Origin of the sequence: Pandoraea sp. 64-18 (genome assembly GCF_001899225.1) — a bacterium.
Taxonomy (GTDB): Bacteria; Pseudomonadota; Gammaproteobacteria; order Burkholderiales; family Burkholderiaceae; genus Pandoraea; species Pandoraea cepalis.
In genome coordinates this window covers 397,374-413,723 of sequence record NZ_MKVU01000012.1, presented here as the reverse complement: position 1 = coordinate 413,723, position 16,350 = coordinate 397,374, and the positions used below count along the sequence as shown (strand labels likewise).

Genomic DNA, 16,350 nt, shown 5'->3' with positions numbered 1-16,350 from the left:
TCGATAATACGGAAACCTGGAAAACGACGTCATAAACTTTCTGGATTTCCAGAAAATCCACGACGCGCAGTGTGTCGCACAAGGCGCCAGGGCAAATCCCGAGGTCGCATCAACGACACGGCCCGACCACTCGCTCAGGCGGACAGCGCTTCCGGCAGGGGCGTCTGATAGCCCAGTGCAGCCGAGATCTCGGTGGCACAGGCCGACAGGCGCGACGAGATGTCGGGCAGCAGCGCCCGCGTCATGCGCGACGACGGACCAGACGCCGACAGCGACGCGATCACTTCGCCGGAGGCATCGCGCACCGGCACCGCGACCGATACGGCCTCGGGCGCGAGTTCACCGAAGCTCACCGCGCAGTCCTGACGGCGCACGTTGAGTAGCTCGGCAGCCAGCTCGTCGCGCTCGATGAGCGTGCCTGCGGTGTAGCGCTTGCGCGGACGGCCCAGCACCTGCGCGCGAACATCGTCGGACGCGAATGCCAGTAGCACGCGGCCTGATGCGCCGACATACAGCGGACGACGATTGCCGACCACGCCGTGCACGCGCAACTCGTGGGTCGACTCGACGCGTGCCACGCACAGCGACTCAAGCCCGTCGCGTACGCGAAGCTGGATATTCTCGTTCAGCGCGCGATTGAGCACCTGAAGATGGCGATGGGCGACCTTCACAAGATTGACCTGCTCGTGCCCGGCCACGCCCAACACCAACGCCTGAGCGCCCAGCACATAGGTCACCGGGCTGCCTTCGCGCACCACCCAGCGGTGCTGCTCGAGCGTTGCCAGCAGACGAAAGGCGCGCGACTTGTTCAGGCCGGCGCGATGCGCCAGTTCCGTCACACCCAGGCCAGGACACTCCCCGACCAGCGACAGCAGCGTAAGCGCCGTATCGACCGAAGCGACTGTATAGTCCATCAAACATCCTCACTATGTTGTTCGGCATAGGCGGCGAGCGCCGCCGCGAATTGGCCAAGTTGCGATTGCAGCGTGGAGAAGCCGTCATGCTTCTCCACGCGCGATTCATTCAGATAAAGCGCCTGATTCAGCTCGATCTGCACACTGTGGCGCCGCGCCTCGGGACGTCCGAAGTGACGCACCAGATCGCCGCCGCCGTCCTCACCGCACGGGGTGTTGTACGCCACGCGATAGCCCAGTCGCGTGAACTCGGCGATGATCCAGCGAGAGAAGGCCGGATCGGCCGTGGTCCCACCGCCGTCGCTCACGAGCACGTCGGCACGCGACATGCCGGCATCGACATCGAGCGCCCCGCCGCGCGAACGCATCGAATGACAGTTCAGGTGCCAGACCGCACCGTGCCGCTGCCAGGCGGCATCGAGCACATCGCGCAGGGCGTGACGGTAGGGCAGGTAATAGTCATGAATACGCCGCTCGACTTCGGCCACCGACAGTCGCCGGTCGTAGAGCGGCACGTTCGGCGCGGCAAACCGATGCAGCAGGCCGACACCGCGCTCGCTATAGGCTTGCGGACGCGCATCGTGCGGCCACAGGCTTGCGAGCAATTCGGGATCGATGTCGTGCTCGGCGCGGTTCGCGTCGATGTAGGCGCGCGGGAAAAGCGCGGCAACGAGCGTCGCACCGTGATGCGTGGCCACGGACCACAGCTCGTCGACGTAAGCATCGCCGCACGCAAGAATCGCAGCCGTCGGCGCAATGGTGTCGAAATCGGGGGGAAACACATGCCCGCTGTGCGGTGCGTCGATCACCAGAGGCAAGCGCCTCCCCAGGCCCCCTTGTGGCGCTTCCACAAAATATCGGCCCTCGGTGACCTGACGGGACATGCAGTCTCCTCGCGTGCGTCGGGAACGTCTGTTCGCGAATTCCCATGACAGCCGCATTGTTTTGTCAAGCAAAACAAGGTTTCAATATTCTGAAACAATGCCGGAGAACCGACAAGGTGAGGGTTGTTACAGCATATTTCGTGGCGCGATGAGGCGCGACTGGCGGGTGAGGCGCCCGATTCGTCGACGTTCACCGCAGATAGCGACACATTTGGAGCGACTTAGTCAGCATGGGCCCACTTGTGCGCGCGTATTGCGTATTGAACCGAGCCCATCCTGTGACGCGTCGTAATTGAAAGGCAAACAAAAACGCGGACCGTCTTTCGACGGCCCGCGTTCTGTGTCTGACGACGAGGTGACGCTGGCGAATCAGATAGCGTCGGCCACACCCGCTTCGTGCGCCTGCACGTCGGCGTGATAGCTCGAGCGCACCATCGCGCCGACGGCCGCATGCGTGAAGCCCATCTTGTAGGCCTCCTCCTCGAACATCTTGAACGTGTCCGGCGTGACGTAACGACGTACCGCCAGATGGTGCTCCGACGGCTGGAGATACTGGCCGATCGTGAGCATGTCGACGTTGTGGGCACGAAGATCGCGCATCACTTCCAGGATTTCTTCGTCCGTCTCGCCCAGGCCGACCATCAGGCCCGACTTCGTGGACACGTCCGGATGCTTCGCCTTGAATTCCTTCAGGAGCGTGAGCGAGTGCTGGTAGTCCGACCCCGGGCGCGCTTCCTTGTACAGACGCGGCACCGTTTCGAGATTGTGGTTCATCACGTCGGGCGGCGCCGCATTCAGAATGCCCAGCGCGCGATCGAGACGCGCGCGGAAGTCGGGCGTGAGGATTTCGATGCGGGTTTGCGGCGACAGCTCGCGCACGTGGCGGATACAGTCGACGAAGTGCTGAGCCCCGCCGTCGCGCAGGTCGTCGCGGTCGACGCTCGTGATCACCACGTACTTCAGGCGCATCGCGGCGATGGTCTTCGCGAGGTTGATCGGCTCGTCGACGTCGAGCGGATCCGGGCGGCCGTGGCCGACGTCACAGAACGGGCAGCGGCGCGTGCACTTGTCGCCCATGATCATGAACGTGGCCGTGCCCTTGCCGAAGCACTCGCCGATGTTCGGGCAGCTCGCCTCTTCACACACCGTGTGCAGGTTGTGCTCGCGCAGGATCTGCTTGATCTCGTAGAAACGCGACGTATGGGTGGCCGCCTTCACGCGGATCCAGTCCGGCTTCTTCAGACGTTCGATCGGCACGACCTTGATCGGGATGCGGGCCGTCTTGGCTTGCGACTTCTGCTTGGCGGTGGCGTCGTAGTCGCCGTCGATCGTGCGAACTTCCTTGTTCGCGGTGTCGTTCTGAGTCACGGTGGTGGTCATGTTGGGGGCTTTCCAGACGTCCAATCAGGCGGCGGCGTTTGCGCTGGGGGCCGGATCGGCCTGCGGCGCGGCTTCGGCCGACGCGGTGTGCTGTTCGAGATGATGACCGAGTTGCTGCGCCAGTCGCGCGGCCACTTCGTCCCAGCGGGGGGCCACGCCGAGCGTGGCCATGTCTACGGTTTGCAGGCCGGCATAGCCGCACGGATTGATCCAGTCGAACGGCCGCAGATCCATCGCAACGTTCAACGACACGCCGTGATAACTGCATCCGTTGCGGATCTTCAACCCGAGCGCGGCGATTTTCGCACCGGCATGCGCTGCGGCACCGTCGCCCGGGCTCACATAGATTCCCGGTGCGCCGGCCCGGCGCTCAACGTCGAGATTATACGCGCCCAGGGTGTCGATCACCGCCTGCTCGATCAAACGCACCATTTCGCGCACGCCGAGCTTGCGCCGGCGCAGATCCACGAGCAGGTAAATCACCACCTGCCCTGGGCCGTGATATGTGATCTGGCCTCCACGGTCGACCTTGACGAGCGGAATACCGGTATTCGAAACGAGCAAGTGAGCGGGGTCGCCGGCCAGTCCAAGCGTGTAGACAGGCGGATGCTGAACGATCCAGAGCTGGTCGGGGCCGTACGCGCCACGCGTGTCGGTGTACGCGCGCATGGCGTCGAACGACGCGGCGTAGTCTTCGGTGCCGCGCCAGCACACTTCGATCGGGGAGGTCATGCCCGCAATTTTAACGAAACCGGCGCAGTCGTGCTCGAAGCCGCGCTCGCGGGCGCGAGATGGCGGCTTCTCCGGCGTAGTTACGCTCTGCGGGCATTCAGCTCATCGCGCAGATTGTTGTGAATTCCATTGACACATCGACGACGTCGACGTCACCCTCTGAAATGAAACGCGCGCCCGTTGGCAACGAAGGCCAAGGGGCGCGCGATGTCGATGACCCCGCGCGCCAAACCTGCGCGCCGGACCCGCGACCGGCGTTCGTCAGGCGGCGGCCGCGCAGGCGTTCGCTGCGCGCGATGCCCGGCGCCCGGCGAGCCACCGGCGCAGCACACGAGCCAGTGAGAAACGGTGCGCCACTTCGCGCTGCAGCTCGGCTTCCGCCACCCCGTCGGACGACATCCAGTAACGGCGACCCGGTTCGACGGCGAGACGCTGACCGGGCATGAGCCAGTAATCGCGCGGATCGCCTGCACGCGTAACCCAAACCGCCGCGCCGCGTGCCACCAGCGTATGCTCGTGATGCAGGTCGAGGCTGATTACGTCCCCGGGGCGGATACCGTAGAAGTACTGCACCTTTGTTAAATTGTTTTGCATTTTACGACCCCCACTCAGTGCGAGACAATGACTGAATCATAGGGACTGGCGGGCGCTGCACCAAACGACATATTTTCACGGCGTTGCTAACAAAACTCACATGGATATTCGGAGACTTCCCAACCTGAGCGCCCTGCGCGCCTTCGAGGCGGCGGCCCGCCTGGAAAGCTTTTCGCGCGCGGCAGAAGAACTGTTCGTCACGCACGGCGCCATCAGCCATCAGATTCGCGCGCTGGAGCACGAGTTGGGGACGACGCTTTTCGCGCGCAACGGCAAACGCATCAGCATCACGCCGGCGGGACGCCAGTACGCCGCGTCGATCCGTACCGCGCTCGGCGACATTGCGCAGGCGACGCGCAAGTTGCAAGCGGGCACGCGCAGCGAGCGGCGGCTGGTACTGACCACCATGCCGTCGTTTGCGAGCCGGTGGCTCACACCACGCATCGGGCGCTTCATTGACCGGCATCCGGAGCTGGAAGTGGAGTTGCGGTGCAGTGCCCAGTTGATCGACTTCGAGCGCGAGGATGTGGACGTCGCCCTGCGAATGGGCAAGGGCAACTGGCCAGGGCTGCACATTGAGAAAGTGCTCGACGATGTGTTTTTCCCCGCCTGTAGCCCGTCATACAACCAGGGGCATCTGCCGAAGACGGCGGAAGAATTCCGCCGCAGCACGTTGCTGCGCTCTGAAGGCGAGCCGTGGGCGCCGTGGTTCGCGGCGGCGGGCTTCGATCTGCCCGAGCCGACGCAGGGCATGATGTACGAAGATTCCGGCATGTTGTCGCAAGCGGCCATCGTCGGCCAGGGGCTGGCGCTCGTACGCCGCTCGCTGGCCGTGGGCGACATCATGGCGGGACGTCTTGTCCGGCTGTCCGACGTCGATACGCCGTGTGACTGGGATTATTACTTCGTGTGTCCGCCCGCCGTGCTGGAAACGCAGCGTGTTCAGGCGTTCAGAACGTGGTTTCTGGAAGAGTTGAAGGCGTTCGAGTCGGTGAAGGACATGCAGCGCCGCCCGGCGCGCCCGACGTCTGTCGACTGGGAGGCCGACATGGTCACCACTGCGGGTGAGCCCGCACCGGGCATCCAACCGGGGCTCACGGCCTCATCGCCGCCCGACGACGGCGCACCGACGCACGCGTGATGCGCGTACCGCAAGCGCGTTCGTGAGGCGCCTGCGTGCGTCGCCTGCGCCTCACACGCGGTGCACGCTTACAGCACCACCTTGACCATCGGATGCCCAGTCAGCGCGCGATAGATATCGTCGAGATGGGCTTTCGAGTGGGCGCGCACCGTGACGGTCAGGCCGAGATATTTGCCCGTGCTGGACGGGCGCATCTCCACGGTCGCCGCGTCGAATTCGGCATCGAATTCTCGCAGCAATGCCACGATGGCGTCGGCGAAACCGTCCTGCGTCGTCCCCATCACCTTGATGGGAAAGTCGCACGGAAACGCCAGCAGGCTTTCCTTCTTGTCCAGGGTCACAATGCCTCCTTGGCGCGTTGATACGCGGCATACAGCGCCTGGAAGACGGGGCCCGGCCGGCCATCGCCCACGGGCTTGCCGTCAAGCGTGACGACCGCCAGCACTTCCTTGGTCGCGGACGTGATGAGCAGCTCGTCGGCGTTGCGCACGTCCGCTTCGCTGACCGGGCACTCATGGAACCGGATGCCGCATTCGCGTGCAAGTCCTTCGAGCACGCCGTAGCGAATCCCTTCCAGAATACGATTGTCGCGCGGCGGCGCAAACATTTCACCGCCCTTGACGACCCACACATTGCTCGACGACGCCTCGGTCAGATTCCCGTCACGGAACTGGATCGTTTCCTGAACGTCGTGATCGGCGGCGTACTGTGCCATCAGCACGTTGCCCAGCAGCGACGTCGACTTGATATGGCAATTCAACCAGCGTCGATCCTCATGCGTGACCGCGCCCACGCCGTGCGCCACTTTGTCGCGGCTGGGCAGCGTGAGCGGGGTTGCGATGCCGAACACCGTGGGCACGATGTCCTTCGGAAATGCGTGCTGACGCGGTGCCACGCCGCGCGTGACCTGCACATAGACGCTGTGCGGATCGGCCGAACATGTGGCCGACAGGCGCGCGAAGAGCGCCTCCCATTCGGCGCGTGTGTATGGGTTCGCGATGCGGATCTCGGCGAGGCTGCGCTCGAGCCGGTCCAGATGCTGCGCAAGCCGGAAAGGCTTGCCGCGATAGACCGGCACGACTTCATAGATGCCGTCGCCGAACAGGAAACCCCGATCGAGGACGGAGATTTTCGCGTCGCCGAGCGGGATCAGGTCGCCATTGAGCCAGACGGTGGGGTTATCCATGCTTACTTCTTCACGAACATCAGGCGCAGCGCGTCCCATGCGCGGCCGACGAAGCTGGCTTGCGCAACGTCGGCGAGGGCCACAACCGGGAATTCGGCCAGCGACTTGCCGTCGGCCATGACCTTGACGGTACCGACCTGCGCCCCATTGGCGATCGGCGCGATCAGCGGCTCACGCAGTTCGAGTTGCGGCTTGATCTTGTCGGCGGTGCCCTTCGGCACGGTGATGAAGGTGTCCTTCTTCACGCCGATCTTCAGCTCGCTGTCCTTGCCCTTCCAGACCTTGGGCGTGGCCACGACCTGATTGGCGCCGTACACACGCAGCGTGTCGAAGTTCTGGTAGCCGTAGTTCAGGGCCGAGAGGCTGTCCTGCACGCGCGCGCGCTCGGTCGGCTCGCCCACGACCACGGACAACACCCGGCGGTTGACGCCCGCCGCCCCCGGCATCGGACGCGACGCCGTCGCCACGAGGCAGTAACCCGCCTCCTTCGTGTGGCCGGTCTTCAGGCCGTCGACCGTCGGATCGAGGTACAGCAGACGATTACGGTTCGGCTGGCGAATGTTGTTGTACGTAAAGCTCTTCTCCGCGTAAATCTTGTAGTACTCGGGGAAGTCCTGAATCAGGTGCGTCGACGCCGCCGCGATATCCGCCACGGTCGTGTAATGCTGCGGATCGGTCAGCCCGTCGACGTTCGCGTAATGGGTGTGCTTCAGCCCCATACGCTGTGCCGCGCGGTTCATCAGTTCGACGAAGCCCTGTTGCGAGCCGCCGACGAGTTCGGCCAGCGCGATCGACGCGTCGTTACCCGACTGGACGATCATGCCGTAGATCAGATCGTGCACCGAAACCGGCTTGCCCGCCTCGATGAACGTGCGCGACTCGTCGCGACCCACCTTGCGAACCGAATCGCTCGGAATGACCGTCTGCTCCATCGAAATGCGCTTGTCGCGCAGGGCTTCGAAGATCACATAGGACGTCATGATCTTCGTGAGCGACGCGGGCTCCACGCGCGTATCCGCATTACCGGCGGCCAGCACCTGACCACTGTTGACGTCGACAATCGTCCACGCCGTGGCCGACATCGGCGGCGGCGGAATCTGTTGGGCACGAGCGGGAAGCGAGGCAAGCGAGCCGCAAGCGACGAGCGCCGCGGCAGCGGCGGCACGGGACAGCGAAGCGTTGAATTTCATGGGCGATGAGGAAAACGATGTGAGGCTCAGGGGCATCTGCGCTTGAAGAAACGCCGTGCCGCCGACACGTTGACGAGCGCGCGGCACAGCGAAGAAGACGGCGGCACCGGAGCGCCGGGGCCATGCCTGTCGGAACCATAGACCCGACGCGGCATGACAAGGTTCAGGGTCGAATTATACGCGTCGTGATTTCACGTCCCCAGCGGGGCGGGCCTCGACGGTCGAAATCGGCCGAAATTCGCCCCGGGTGTATCAATGACGCCACGCGTCGACCACGAGCTGTTTCAGCAGGGGTAACAGACCGTGGAAAAAGTGTTCGCCGCCCGGTATGACCACTACGGGCAAGGTCTGGGGACGCGCCCAGTCCAGCACCGATTGCAGCGGCACCGTGTCGTCGAGTTCGCCGTGAATGACCAGCGTGTCGGCCGGTACGGTCGCCACCTCCCAATTGCTCGCTGCCGTGCCCACGAATACCAGACGCTGCGCGGCGGTCCCCGCCGCCTCCAGCGTCTTCGCGACATGCGAGAGCACGAAGGTGCCGAACGAGAAACCGGCGAGTGCGAGCGGCAATGTCTCCCAGCCCGGTTGCTGGCGCATCCAGTCGATCACGGCGAGCAAGTCGTCGCGCTCGCCGATGCCGTTGTCGTGCTCGCCCGTCGACTTGCCGACGCCACGAAAATTCGGGCGCACCACGGCGTAGCCGAGCTGGACGAACGCGCGGGCGAGCGTCTGGGCGACCTTGTTGTCGAGCGTGCCGCCGAACAGCGGGTGCGGATGGGCAACGAGCGTGATGCCGCGCGGCGCGCCGGCCGGACGGTCGATGGCGATTTCGATGGCGCCGACCGGGCCGTCGATAGTGAAGCGTTCAGTCTGGGCGTTCATGAGCGATGGTGGGCTGAAGTGCGGCGAGGGCCGTGCGCGGGGCCGTGCCTGTGTCGCCGGGATCAGTCGATCAGCAGACGCTCGACGATCTCGCCTTGCGCCAGATGCTTTTCAACGATCTCGTCGATATCGGTTTCGTCGATATACGTGTACCAGGTCCCTTCGGGATAGATCACCACGACAGGTCCTTGCTCGCAGCGATCGAGGCACCCGGCCTTGTTGATCCGCACCTTGCCGGGACCGGCCAGGCCGAGTTGTTTGACCTTGGCCTTGGCGTACTCCTGCATCGCCTGCGCGTTGCAGTTGGCGCAGGACGGGCGATCGGCGCCGGGTTCGCGCTGATTCAGGCAGAAAAACACGTGATGCTGGTAGTACTGCGGCTGGGTGGCCATGTCGGGGCTTTGGCGGAGTGGCAACGTATTGCGGGCCATTCTAACCGACCTGCCGGGGCACTGCGGCGTCGGCCCCCGTGCGCTCACGAAGCGCAGCATGGCGGGACATCAGGAAATGCGAAATCCGGGACGTCCGGCGCGGCGCAAGGCGGCGCGTGCCGTACGCCTAGCGCAGGCGTCGCTGCACAGCCATAAAGATAGCGCAGAGCGCCGCCACGCACGCGAAGCCGAAGAACACGTTAACGCAGGCCAGCACGAGCGCCTGTTGCGACGCGAGGCCGCCCACCCAGGCCGACGCCATGTGCGCGGCGGTCGTCGCATCGACACTGGCGCCGAACGCCTGTTGCGCTTGTGAGACGGCCGCGTTGTATGCCGGATTGAGCGGCGTCATCGACGGCGTGAGTTGATGCATGAAGACCGCCTGCCGGTCCTGCATCAGCACGGCCATCACCGACACCGACATCGAACTCACCAACTGACGCACGATGTTCTTCGTCTGATAGCCGTGCTGGAAGACGTACTCGTCCATGCCTCGAAACGTCAGCTCGGCGATGGGAATCATGGCGAACACGCCGCCCAGCCCGCTCAGCACCATCGGCAGGATCAGCCACTGACTCGACACACCCTGATAGCTTTGCGAGAGCAGGAAGGCATAGCCGAGGAGGCACAAGTAACCGAGCAGCACAAACGGCTTGAGTTGCACGAACTTCGGACGCGCGAGGGTGTATATCACGGCCACGACGAGGCTCGTCACCGACGCCACGGCCTGCAGATAGCCGGTGTGCTCCACGCTCCAGTTGAGCCCTTGCTGCATGTAGATCGGGAACAGATACGACGTCGAATACGAAAAGAAGTAGTACACGGCATAGCCGCCCAGCCCCAGCACATAGGCCGGATTGCGCACCAGCACGCGAAAGTCGATCAGCGGCTTGTGATGCGAATACTGATGCCACATGTATCCCATCGCGCAGATCGCCCCCACCAGGCAGAGTTCGAGCAGATGCAGCGGATCGGAGAAGAAGTCGAAGCGCGAGCGCTGCATCATGACTTCGACGAACAGCACGCCGGCGGCGAAGAAGACGATGCCACGCATTTCAAACTCGCCTTCGTCGCGCAGGCGCTCGCGAAAGTCCGGGATGACGAGCCACGACGCGATCGCCCCCACAAGCGCGATCGGCACGACGGCGAAGAACACCGACGACCAGACGAAGTGATCGACGAGATAGCTCGCGAGCAGTGGCGCGGAGATTTGTCCGCCGAAGAAGCCATAGGTAAAGAAGAGCAACGCCCTGAGCCGAAGCTCCGGCGCGAAACACAGGTTGATGAGAATCCGGCTGGCAGTAAACAGCGACCCCGCGCCCAACCCGAGCACAAAACGTGCGACGGCGAGCTGCGTCGACGTGTGCGCCATGCCGCACAGCCATGCCCCAAACGCCATGAGCGTGAGCGCGCCGGTGAGGAACGCGCGATACCCCAGGCGCGAGGCCAGCCAGCGCTGCTTGAGAATGACGAGGATCCCCGCCACCGCATAGAGCGTCGAGACAAACGCGTACTCTTCGGGGGCGGCACCGACGCCGCCCGCGATATGGGACGACGCGAACACGAACATGCCGTTCTCCAGCATTTCAATGCCTGTGGCGGCGGCAATCACGGCCATCAACACGCGCTGCCGTGTCGTGTGTGCCAACCGCAATCCCCAGGAATTCATCTTCGCCTCGCCAATGAAAACCGCCCGGGATCTGCCTGAAGATGCCGGGCGGTCATGACACACCGAGTGTCAGCGTGCCTTACATGGGAGTCTAGGCGTTGCCGGCTTGCGGACCAATGGGATGGCGGCCAATACGCTATTGCCGATTTGGCAACAATGCGCCGCTCAACAAGCCGTTCGGCCAGGCCGGGGCGACCTTAGCGCCGCACGCCAGCGGTGCGGGCGGGGCCGCGGTGGCTCGGATCGAACATCGCGAGCAGGTAGATCAGCACGAGGTACGGCCATGTCCAGGCGAGCCAGCGCGCCAGCACATTGAAGTGAACGTAGCGGCCTTGCCGCCAGGACTGGAGCGCCGCCTCGTAGTATGGATTCGCGGGCAGGAGATTGACGAACACCAGCAGCACGACAAGCGCGCCCAGCGCGACAGCCCCGCGCAGCGCACGCGGTCCGCGGCCGGCGACGAGCAACACCAGCGCGCCGATGACCACGCCGTAAATGGCGCCCGCCGTCACCCAGTCGAATGCCTGCGCGGGCGAGAATTGCCACGCCGACGCGATGGCTTTGATCGCGAACGCGCTGGTAAACATGGCGCACAACAACGGCACACGCGGTGCCGTCCGGCGCATCGCGAGCGTGGCGAGCAGCCCGGCCAGCACGGTACCGCTGGCGCTCACTACCGTCTCCCACAGGGCATGACTGGCGACGGCATCGAGTTCGGAAAGATAGTCCTGCAACTGCCCCAAGCGCGGTACCCAGTCGATCACCCGACCGGTGACGTCGGGATCCTGCCAAAGCCATATTTGGCGCACCAGATCGCCATCGCCAAAGAGAAACTGCTGCGGGTAAGCCTGTGCCCACGGCCACAGGGCCAGCAACACAAGCAGCAGGCTCGCGTGGCGTTCGAACCATGCGAAGCGCAAATGCCGCAGCCATCCCCGATCGAGCAGCGGACTCGTGAGCGGCACCGCAATGGCGCCGCCGATAAGTGCGCCGAGCGCGTTCGTGGCGAGATCGACGTTCGATGCCACCCGCGTCGGCAAGTACGTCTGCAACGCTTCGATGCCACCGGAAAGCCATGCGCCGAGCACGAAGGCGGCGACGACGGCCCGCACGCCCCGCCAGGCCGGATGCAGGGCCAGTACGGTCAACATGCCCAGCGGCAGGTATCCGAGCACGTTGGTGATCACGTCGAACTGCGTGATCCAGCGAGGTAACGGCGCGAACAGGTAGTCGAACGGCCCCACCGCCGCACCCTGGAATTCGAACGGATACAGGCTCGCATAGGCGATCAGCAGTATCAGGCATAGCAGCGCCTGACGCGCAAGCGGCGAGGCGCGTCGTTGCCAGGGTTTGACGTCCTGCTCGGTCATTGGCGGCACGGCCCTATCGTGCTGTCGCGCCCGAGGCCGACGACGCGGCAGGCAACGTCCGCGACGGCAACGGCGACCGGGCACGTGCCGCTGTCCCGGCCGTAGCCGTTGGCGCCGGCACGCGCCCGGCGAGCCACTGAATCAGTTGCGTCTGCACCGCGTCGCTGGCCGCGGCAAGCGCGCGGGTGCCGCCGGCCGCGTCGGCACTCGCGGCAGGGGCCTGCGCACGTAACGTCGTCTGCGCGAGCAGCTTCGGCCCATCGAACAGCGTGGCGCGTATCTGGACAACGCCGTGGCTTGTCGACGCACTGTCGAAGTACTGCGCAAACTCCTCGAGCTCCACACGTAGCGCCGGCGCAGCGGTCGGATCGCCTGCCGCGAGCACCGGGCGGTCGACCGACAACGCCGCGCGCAGACGATCCCCGAAGAGCCGCGCGGGCGACGCCAGCCATCGGCTGTTCGCATACCCGCGAGCCTGATCGCCATCGCTGGCGGGCAAGCGGTAGTAGATTGTGTCGACGTCGAGCCAACTTGGCGCGTTGACCACCACTTTCAGCGGCGACATTCGCAGGCCACCGGCCGCGGCCACGTCCGATGCCGGGGCGGCGGTGTTGGCGGCGGTGTTGGCGGTGGTGTCCCCGGCATTGGCAGCGACATTGGCCGACGCGGCAGGGATCGTCGGCGGGCCGAGATCGAAGCGCGTCAGCGAGGCCGACGGTGCCGGGGCGGCGCACCCCGCCACCAGCACCACCGCGGCGGCGCAAAGCCACCCGGCGGCGAGCGCACGCTTGCCGCCGGGTGGCGCGACACCTGCCTCGCTGACTTTGCCCGCGTCGATCGGCTCAATCATCTCGATACCCTCTTGCATGACGGTGTTGCGCATTATTGACGTTCTCCCCCGGGCCACGAAAAACCCGCTTCGCCCGGACCGGGCGGCGGCGGCGACGTGCCGAAGAGCAGCGCGCGCGGATTGCGATTGATCGTCTCAGCCGCTTGCCCGACCGCCTGCGTCGTGAAGCGCAGATCGTCCGAGAGCGTGTTCAGGCGCGGCAGCGCTTCCTGTTGCAGCGACCCTTCGAATGTTTCCATCGTTCCCTGGAACGCCGCCAGACTCGACGCCGCCTGATCGGCCGCGCGTCCCACGCTATCCAGGTTGCGCACGAGCGGCCCCTGAGGATCGGTCAATTGATCGGTCAGACGATGGGCCCCGGCAAGCGTGCCGGTGAGTTCGCGCACGGTGTCCGGCAACTGCGCCGTGACGGGCTCGAGCTGCTGCGCCACGCGATCCACGCTTTGCGCCGCGGCCTTCACGCTGTTGATCGAATCGAGCATGGCCTGCCGGTTGTCGGGCGACAACAGCGTATTGACCGAAGACGTTGCCTCTTCGAGCTGATGTACCAGGTTGTTGCCGCGCCGCTGCAGTTCGTCCACAAAACTCGGGCGCAGTCGCAATTGCGCGACGTGCTTCTCGGACGACGGCAGCAACGTTCGGTCATGCCCGTCGTCGTCCAGTTGTACGAAGGCCAGCCCCGTAACCCCTTGATAGCTCAACGTGGCGAACGTCGACCGGGTCATCGGCGTGCCTTCGTTCACGAGAATGCGGATCAGAATCTGCCCAGGCGTGCGCGGGTCGAACTTGATCGACTCGACCTTCCCGACGGACAGACCGCGATACCGCACGGCGGATTCCGGATTGAGTCCGGTCACGTTGGTGTGCGAGACCAGATCGTAGGGAAGGCGCACACGATTGTCGCGATTGAACCAGTACACCGACGCGGCGACAGCGGCAAGCAACACCAGCGTGAAGAGGCCCGCCATGAAAGCGTGCGATTTATTTTCCATCGTCGAGTAACTCCGAAATCTTGGCGCGCCGCGCCGCAGGCAACGCGAGCAACGCGCGTCTGCCGCGTTCACCGAGGAAGAAGCTGTGGATGAACGGGTGATCGACACGGACCACGTCTTCCACCGGCGCATTGACGAGCACCCGACGCTCGGCGAGCACCGCCACGCGCGTGGCGAGCATCATCACCGTGTCCAGATCATGCGTGACCATGACGACGGTCAGGCCCAGCGAGCGGTGCAGGCCGCGAATCATGTCCACGAACTCGTCTGACGCCTGCGGATCGAGCCCAGCCGTGGGCTCGTCGAGAAAGAGCAGTTCCGGCTCCAGCGCAATGGCCCGCGCGATCCCAACGCGCTTGATCATCCCGCCCGACAGCTCCGACGGCATGCGGTTGGCCATGCGCCCCGACAGCCCCACCATCTCAAGCTTGTACATCACGACATCGCGAATCAGATCTTCCGAGAGCGTGTGCAGTTCGCGCAGCGGTTGCGCAATGTTGTCGAACACCGTCATCGCGGAGAACAGTGCACCGCGCTGAAACAACATGCCCGAGCGGCGGCGCAGCAGGTGCGCGCTGCGCCGGTCGATCGTCGTGATGTCGTGACCGAAGACGCTGATGTGGCCAGTGGTCGGCGACTCCAGCCCGATGATCTGGCGAATCAGCGTGGTCTTGCCCGAGCCTGAGCCGCCGACAAGCGCAATGATCTCGCTTTGCCGTACGGTGAGATCCAGATGCTCATGAATCGTGTGCGTACCGTAGCGCTTCGTGAGATCGTGCACCTCGATCACCGGGTCGGCGTCGCCCGGCAGGCTTGACGACACAGGCGGACAACCCGCCGCGGCGCCGGATATCACATCGCTGGCGTAAGCCTGCGCGGCGGGAGCGGCCGCGACGGCCGACGTGGCGAGCGCTGGGGCCCGATCGGGCACGGGGGATTGGGACATCAGCCGATCCCCGTGTTGCGAAACAGAATCGCGAAGATGGCATCGGCCAGAATCACGACGGTGATCGAGGTCACCACGGACTGAGTCGTGCCCTCCCCCAGGCTCTGCGTGTTCGGTTTGACCCGCATGCCGAAATGGCAGGCCACGAGTGCGATCAGCATGCCGAAGACGCCCCCTTTTCCCAGGCCGATCCAGAGATTGGCGATGGGCACGGCATTGGGCAACGTGGTGAAGAAGTAGCGCAGTCCGATACCGAGTTCGTACTTTGCCGCGAGCGCGCCGCCGAGCAGCGCGATGATGTTTGTCCACATGACCAGCAGCGGCATGGCAATGGCCAGCGCAATGACCTTCGGCAGAACGAGCCGCAACCCGTGCGGAATATCCATTACGCGCATCGCGTCGAGTTCTTCGGTCACGCGCATCACGCCGAGCTGGGCGGTGATGGCCGACCCCGAGCGACCCGCCACGAGAATCGCGGAAAGCACCGGGCCGAGTTCGCGGATCACGGCGAGACCGAGGATGTTGACGATGAACGTGCTCGCCCCATACAACTTGAGTTGCTGGGCCGACAGATAGGACAACACGATGCCGATCAGAAACGCCACCAGCGCCGTGATACCGAGTGCCTTGGCCCCCGCGCTGTAGATATTGGCGGACATCTCCAGCCATGGCGCGCGAACCGGATGACGAATGACGCGGCCGAGGTCGATCACGAAGCGTCCGAACATCGTGACGCCGTCGCGCAAATGCTCGCCCAGCGTGAAGAGCGACGCCCCCAGCCGGCTGATCGGATCGAGGCGGCGGGTGGGCGCCGGACTCTGTCGCGAGCGATCGAATTCGGCGAGGTGATCGAAGAGCGCCCGCTGTGTCGGCGTAAGCGCGACGCGCTCGGGAAACCGACGTTGCCAATAGCGCCACAGCGCCTGCGCGCCGACGTGGTCGAGCCGTTCGACGCGGGTCAGGTCCCACGCCAGGTCGCCCTGCGGCAGCGAATCGACCAGGCGCAGCAGCGTCTTCTTGCGCTGCGAGAGGGCGAGCGCTGTCCACAGGCCGTGCAGCATGACCACCGGGCCTTGCGCCGTGGTGGTCAGCTCCAGAGTGGGCACGGCATCGAGGTTCAAAACAGACGATCTCCTGGCGACAAACTCGTCGAAATCCGGCAAAACGCGGTCATTGTACGGTACAGGGG

The 16,350-nt window shown here is 64.7% G+C and carries 17 protein-coding genes; 1 reads left to right on the top strand and 16 read right to left on the bottom strand.

Annotation, left to right across the window (positions count from 1 at the left end):
• Positions 1 to 134: 134 nt before the first annotated feature.
• From BGP02_RS10430 to BGP02_RS10410, 5 genes are all read right to left on the bottom strand, one after another.
• Entirely contained in the window at positions 135 to 914 is a 780-nt protein-coding gene (locus BGP02_RS10430) for an IclR family transcriptional regulator (protein WP_017235605.1), read from the bottom strand.
• Complete coding sequence (locus tag BGP02_RS10425) at positions 914 to 1,798, bottom strand: N-formylglutamate amidohydrolase (RefSeq protein ID WP_017235604.1); 885 nt, start codon at positions 1,796 to 1,798, stop codon at positions 914 to 916. Before BGP02_RS10425 ends, BGP02_RS10430 begins: the two co-directional genes overlap by 1 nt.
• 369 nt (positions 1,799 to 2,167) lie before the next feature.
• Complete coding sequence (lipA, locus tag BGP02_RS10420; protein ID WP_017235603.1) at positions 2,168 to 3,178, bottom strand: lipoyl synthase; 1,011 nt, start codon at positions 3,176 to 3,178, stop codon at positions 2,168 to 2,170.
• 24 nt (positions 3,179 to 3,202) lie between these two features.
• A complete protein-coding gene (gene lipB / locus BGP02_RS10415) occupies positions 3,203 to 3,910 on the bottom strand; it encodes a lipoyl(octanoyl) transferase LipB (protein ID WP_017235602.1) in 708 nt (235 codons plus the stop codon).
• 261 nt (positions 3,911 to 4,171) lie between these two features.
• Positions 4,172 to 4,504, bottom strand: coding sequence for a DUF2917 domain-containing protein (locus BGP02_RS10410; protein ID WP_017235601.1), 333 nt, complete (start codon positions 4,502 to 4,504; stop codon positions 4,172 to 4,174).
• A 100-nt stretch (positions 4,505 to 4,604) separates the two neighbouring features.
• Between BGP02_RS10410 and BGP02_RS10405 the strand changes: the two genes are divergently transcribed.
• Complete coding sequence (locus BGP02_RS10405; RefSeq protein WP_286798446.1) at positions 4,605 to 5,645, top strand: transcriptional regulator GcvA; 1,041 nt, start codon at positions 4,605 to 4,607, stop codon at positions 5,643 to 5,645.
• Positions 5,646 to 5,713: 68 nt separating this feature from the next.
• Here the strand turns inward: BGP02_RS10405 and BGP02_RS10400 are convergent, their stop codons facing one another.
• From BGP02_RS10400 to BGP02_RS10350, 11 genes are all read right to left on the bottom strand, one after another.
• Entirely contained in the window at positions 5,714 to 5,986 is a 273-nt protein-coding gene (locus tag BGP02_RS10400; RefSeq protein ID WP_017235599.1) for a DUF493 family protein, read from the bottom strand.
• Positions 5,983 to 6,831 carry a D-amino acid aminotransferase gene (locus tag BGP02_RS10395; RefSeq protein WP_017235598.1) on the bottom strand — a complete coding sequence of 283 codons (849 nt, stop codon included), beginning with the start codon at positions 6,829 to 6,831 and terminating at the stop codon, positions 5,983 to 5,985. Before BGP02_RS10395 ends, BGP02_RS10400 begins: the two co-directional genes overlap by 4 nt.
• A 2-nt stretch (positions 6,832 to 6,833) precedes the next feature.
• On the bottom strand, positions 6,834 to 8,021 hold the full coding sequence (locus tag BGP02_RS10390) for a D-alanyl-D-alanine carboxypeptidase family protein (protein WP_150562233.1): 1,188 nt from the start codon (positions 8,019 to 8,021) through the stop codon (positions 6,834 to 6,836).
• A 252-nt stretch (positions 8,022 to 8,273) separates the two neighbouring features.
• Positions 8,274 to 8,903: an alpha/beta hydrolase gene (locus BGP02_RS10385; protein WP_017235596.1), complete on the bottom strand. Its 630-nt coding sequence runs from the start codon at positions 8,901 to 8,903 to the stop codon at positions 8,274 to 8,276.
• A gap of 62 nt (positions 8,904 to 8,965) precedes the next feature.
• Positions 8,966 to 9,295 carry a (2Fe-2S) ferredoxin domain-containing protein gene (locus BGP02_RS10380; RefSeq protein WP_017235595.1) on the bottom strand — a complete coding sequence of 110 codons (330 nt, stop codon included), beginning with the start codon at positions 9,293 to 9,295 and terminating at the stop codon, positions 8,966 to 8,968.
• Positions 9,296 to 9,461: 166 nt separating this feature from the next.
• Positions 9,462 to 11,003, bottom strand: coding sequence for an MFS transporter (locus BGP02_RS10375; RefSeq protein ID WP_017235594.1), 1,542 nt, complete (start codon positions 11,001 to 11,003; stop codon positions 9,462 to 9,464).
• A gap of 197 nt (positions 11,004 to 11,200) precedes the next feature.
• A complete protein-coding gene (locus BGP02_RS10370) occupies positions 11,201 to 12,373 on the bottom strand; it encodes a VanZ family protein (RefSeq protein ID WP_017235593.1) in 1,173 nt (390 codons plus the stop codon).
• 13 nt (positions 12,374 to 12,386) lie between these two features.
• Positions 12,387 to 13,256 (bottom strand): ABC-type transport auxiliary lipoprotein family protein, encoded by an 870-nt coding sequence (locus BGP02_RS10365; RefSeq protein WP_286798444.1) that lies wholly within the window; start codon positions 13,254 to 13,256, stop codon positions 12,387 to 12,389.
• A complete protein-coding gene (locus BGP02_RS10360) occupies positions 13,256 to 14,215 on the bottom strand; it encodes an MlaD family protein (RefSeq protein WP_026131916.1) in 960 nt (319 codons plus the stop codon). Before BGP02_RS10360 ends, BGP02_RS10365 begins: the two co-directional genes overlap by 1 nt.
• Positions 14,205 to 15,161 carry an ABC transporter ATP-binding protein gene (locus tag BGP02_RS10355; RefSeq protein ID WP_268567186.1) on the bottom strand — a complete coding sequence of 319 codons (957 nt, stop codon included), beginning with the start codon at positions 15,159 to 15,161 and terminating at the stop codon, positions 14,205 to 14,207. Before BGP02_RS10355 ends, BGP02_RS10360 begins: the two co-directional genes overlap by 11 nt.
• Complete coding sequence (locus BGP02_RS10350; protein ID WP_017233757.1) at positions 15,161 to 16,282, bottom strand: MlaE family ABC transporter permease; 1,122 nt, start codon at positions 16,280 to 16,282, stop codon at positions 15,161 to 15,163. Before BGP02_RS10350 ends, BGP02_RS10355 begins: the two co-directional genes overlap by 1 nt.
• Positions 16,283 to 16,350 lie beyond the last annotated feature (68 nt).

Coding starts and splice junctions, on each gene's coding strand:
- BGP02_RS10355 (WP_268567186.1), bottom strand. CDS start 15,161: ATGTCCCAATCCCCCGTGCCCGATCGGGCCCCAGCGCTCGCCACGTCG.
- BGP02_RS10380 (WP_017235595.1), bottom strand. CDS start 9,295: ATGGCCACCCAGCCGCAGTACTACCAGCATCACGTGTTTTTCTGCCTG.
- lipB (WP_017235602.1), bottom strand. CDS start 3,910: ATGACCTCCCCGATCGAAGTGTGCTGGCGCGGCACCGAAGACTACGCC.
- BGP02_RS10430 (WP_017235605.1), bottom strand. CDS start 914: ATGGACTATACAGTCGCTTCGGTCGATACGGCGCTTACGCTGCTGTCG.
- BGP02_RS10395 (WP_017235598.1), bottom strand. CDS start 6,831: ATGGATAACCCCACCGTCTGGCTCAATGGCGACCTGATCCCGCTCGGC.
- BGP02_RS10410 (WP_017235601.1), bottom strand. CDS start 4,504: ATGCAAAACAATTTAACAAAGGTGCAGTACTTCTACGGTATCCGCCCC.
- BGP02_RS10360 (WP_026131916.1), bottom strand. CDS start 14,215: ATGGAAAATAAATCGCACGCTTTCATGGCGGGCCTCTTCACGCTGGTG.
- BGP02_RS10390 (WP_150562233.1), bottom strand. CDS start 8,021: ATGAAATTCAACGCTTCGCTGTCCCGTGCCGCCGCTGCCGCGGCGCTC.
- BGP02_RS10375 (WP_017235594.1), bottom strand. CDS start 11,003: ATGAATTCCTGGGGATTGCGGTTGGCACACACGACACGGCAGCGCGTG.
- BGP02_RS10385 (WP_017235596.1), bottom strand. CDS start 8,903: ATGAACGCCCAGACTGAACGCTTCACTATCGACGGCCCGGTCGGCGCC.
- BGP02_RS10425 (WP_017235604.1), bottom strand. CDS start 1,798: ATGTCCCGTCAGGTCACCGAGGGCCGATATTTTGTGGAAGCGCCACAA.
- BGP02_RS10405 (WP_286798446.1), top strand. CDS start 4,605: ATGGATATTCGGAGACTTCCCAACCTGAGCGCCCTGCGCGCCTTCGAG.
- BGP02_RS10370 (WP_017235593.1), bottom strand. CDS start 12,373: ATGACCGAGCAGGACGTCAAACCCTGGCAACGACGCGCCTCGCCGCTT.
- lipA (WP_017235603.1), bottom strand. CDS start 3,178: ATGACCACCACCGTGACTCAGAACGACACCGCGAACAAGGAAGTTCGC.
- BGP02_RS10365 (WP_286798444.1), bottom strand. CDS start 13,256: ATGCGCAACACCGTCATGCAAGAGGGTATCGAGATGATTGAGCCGATC.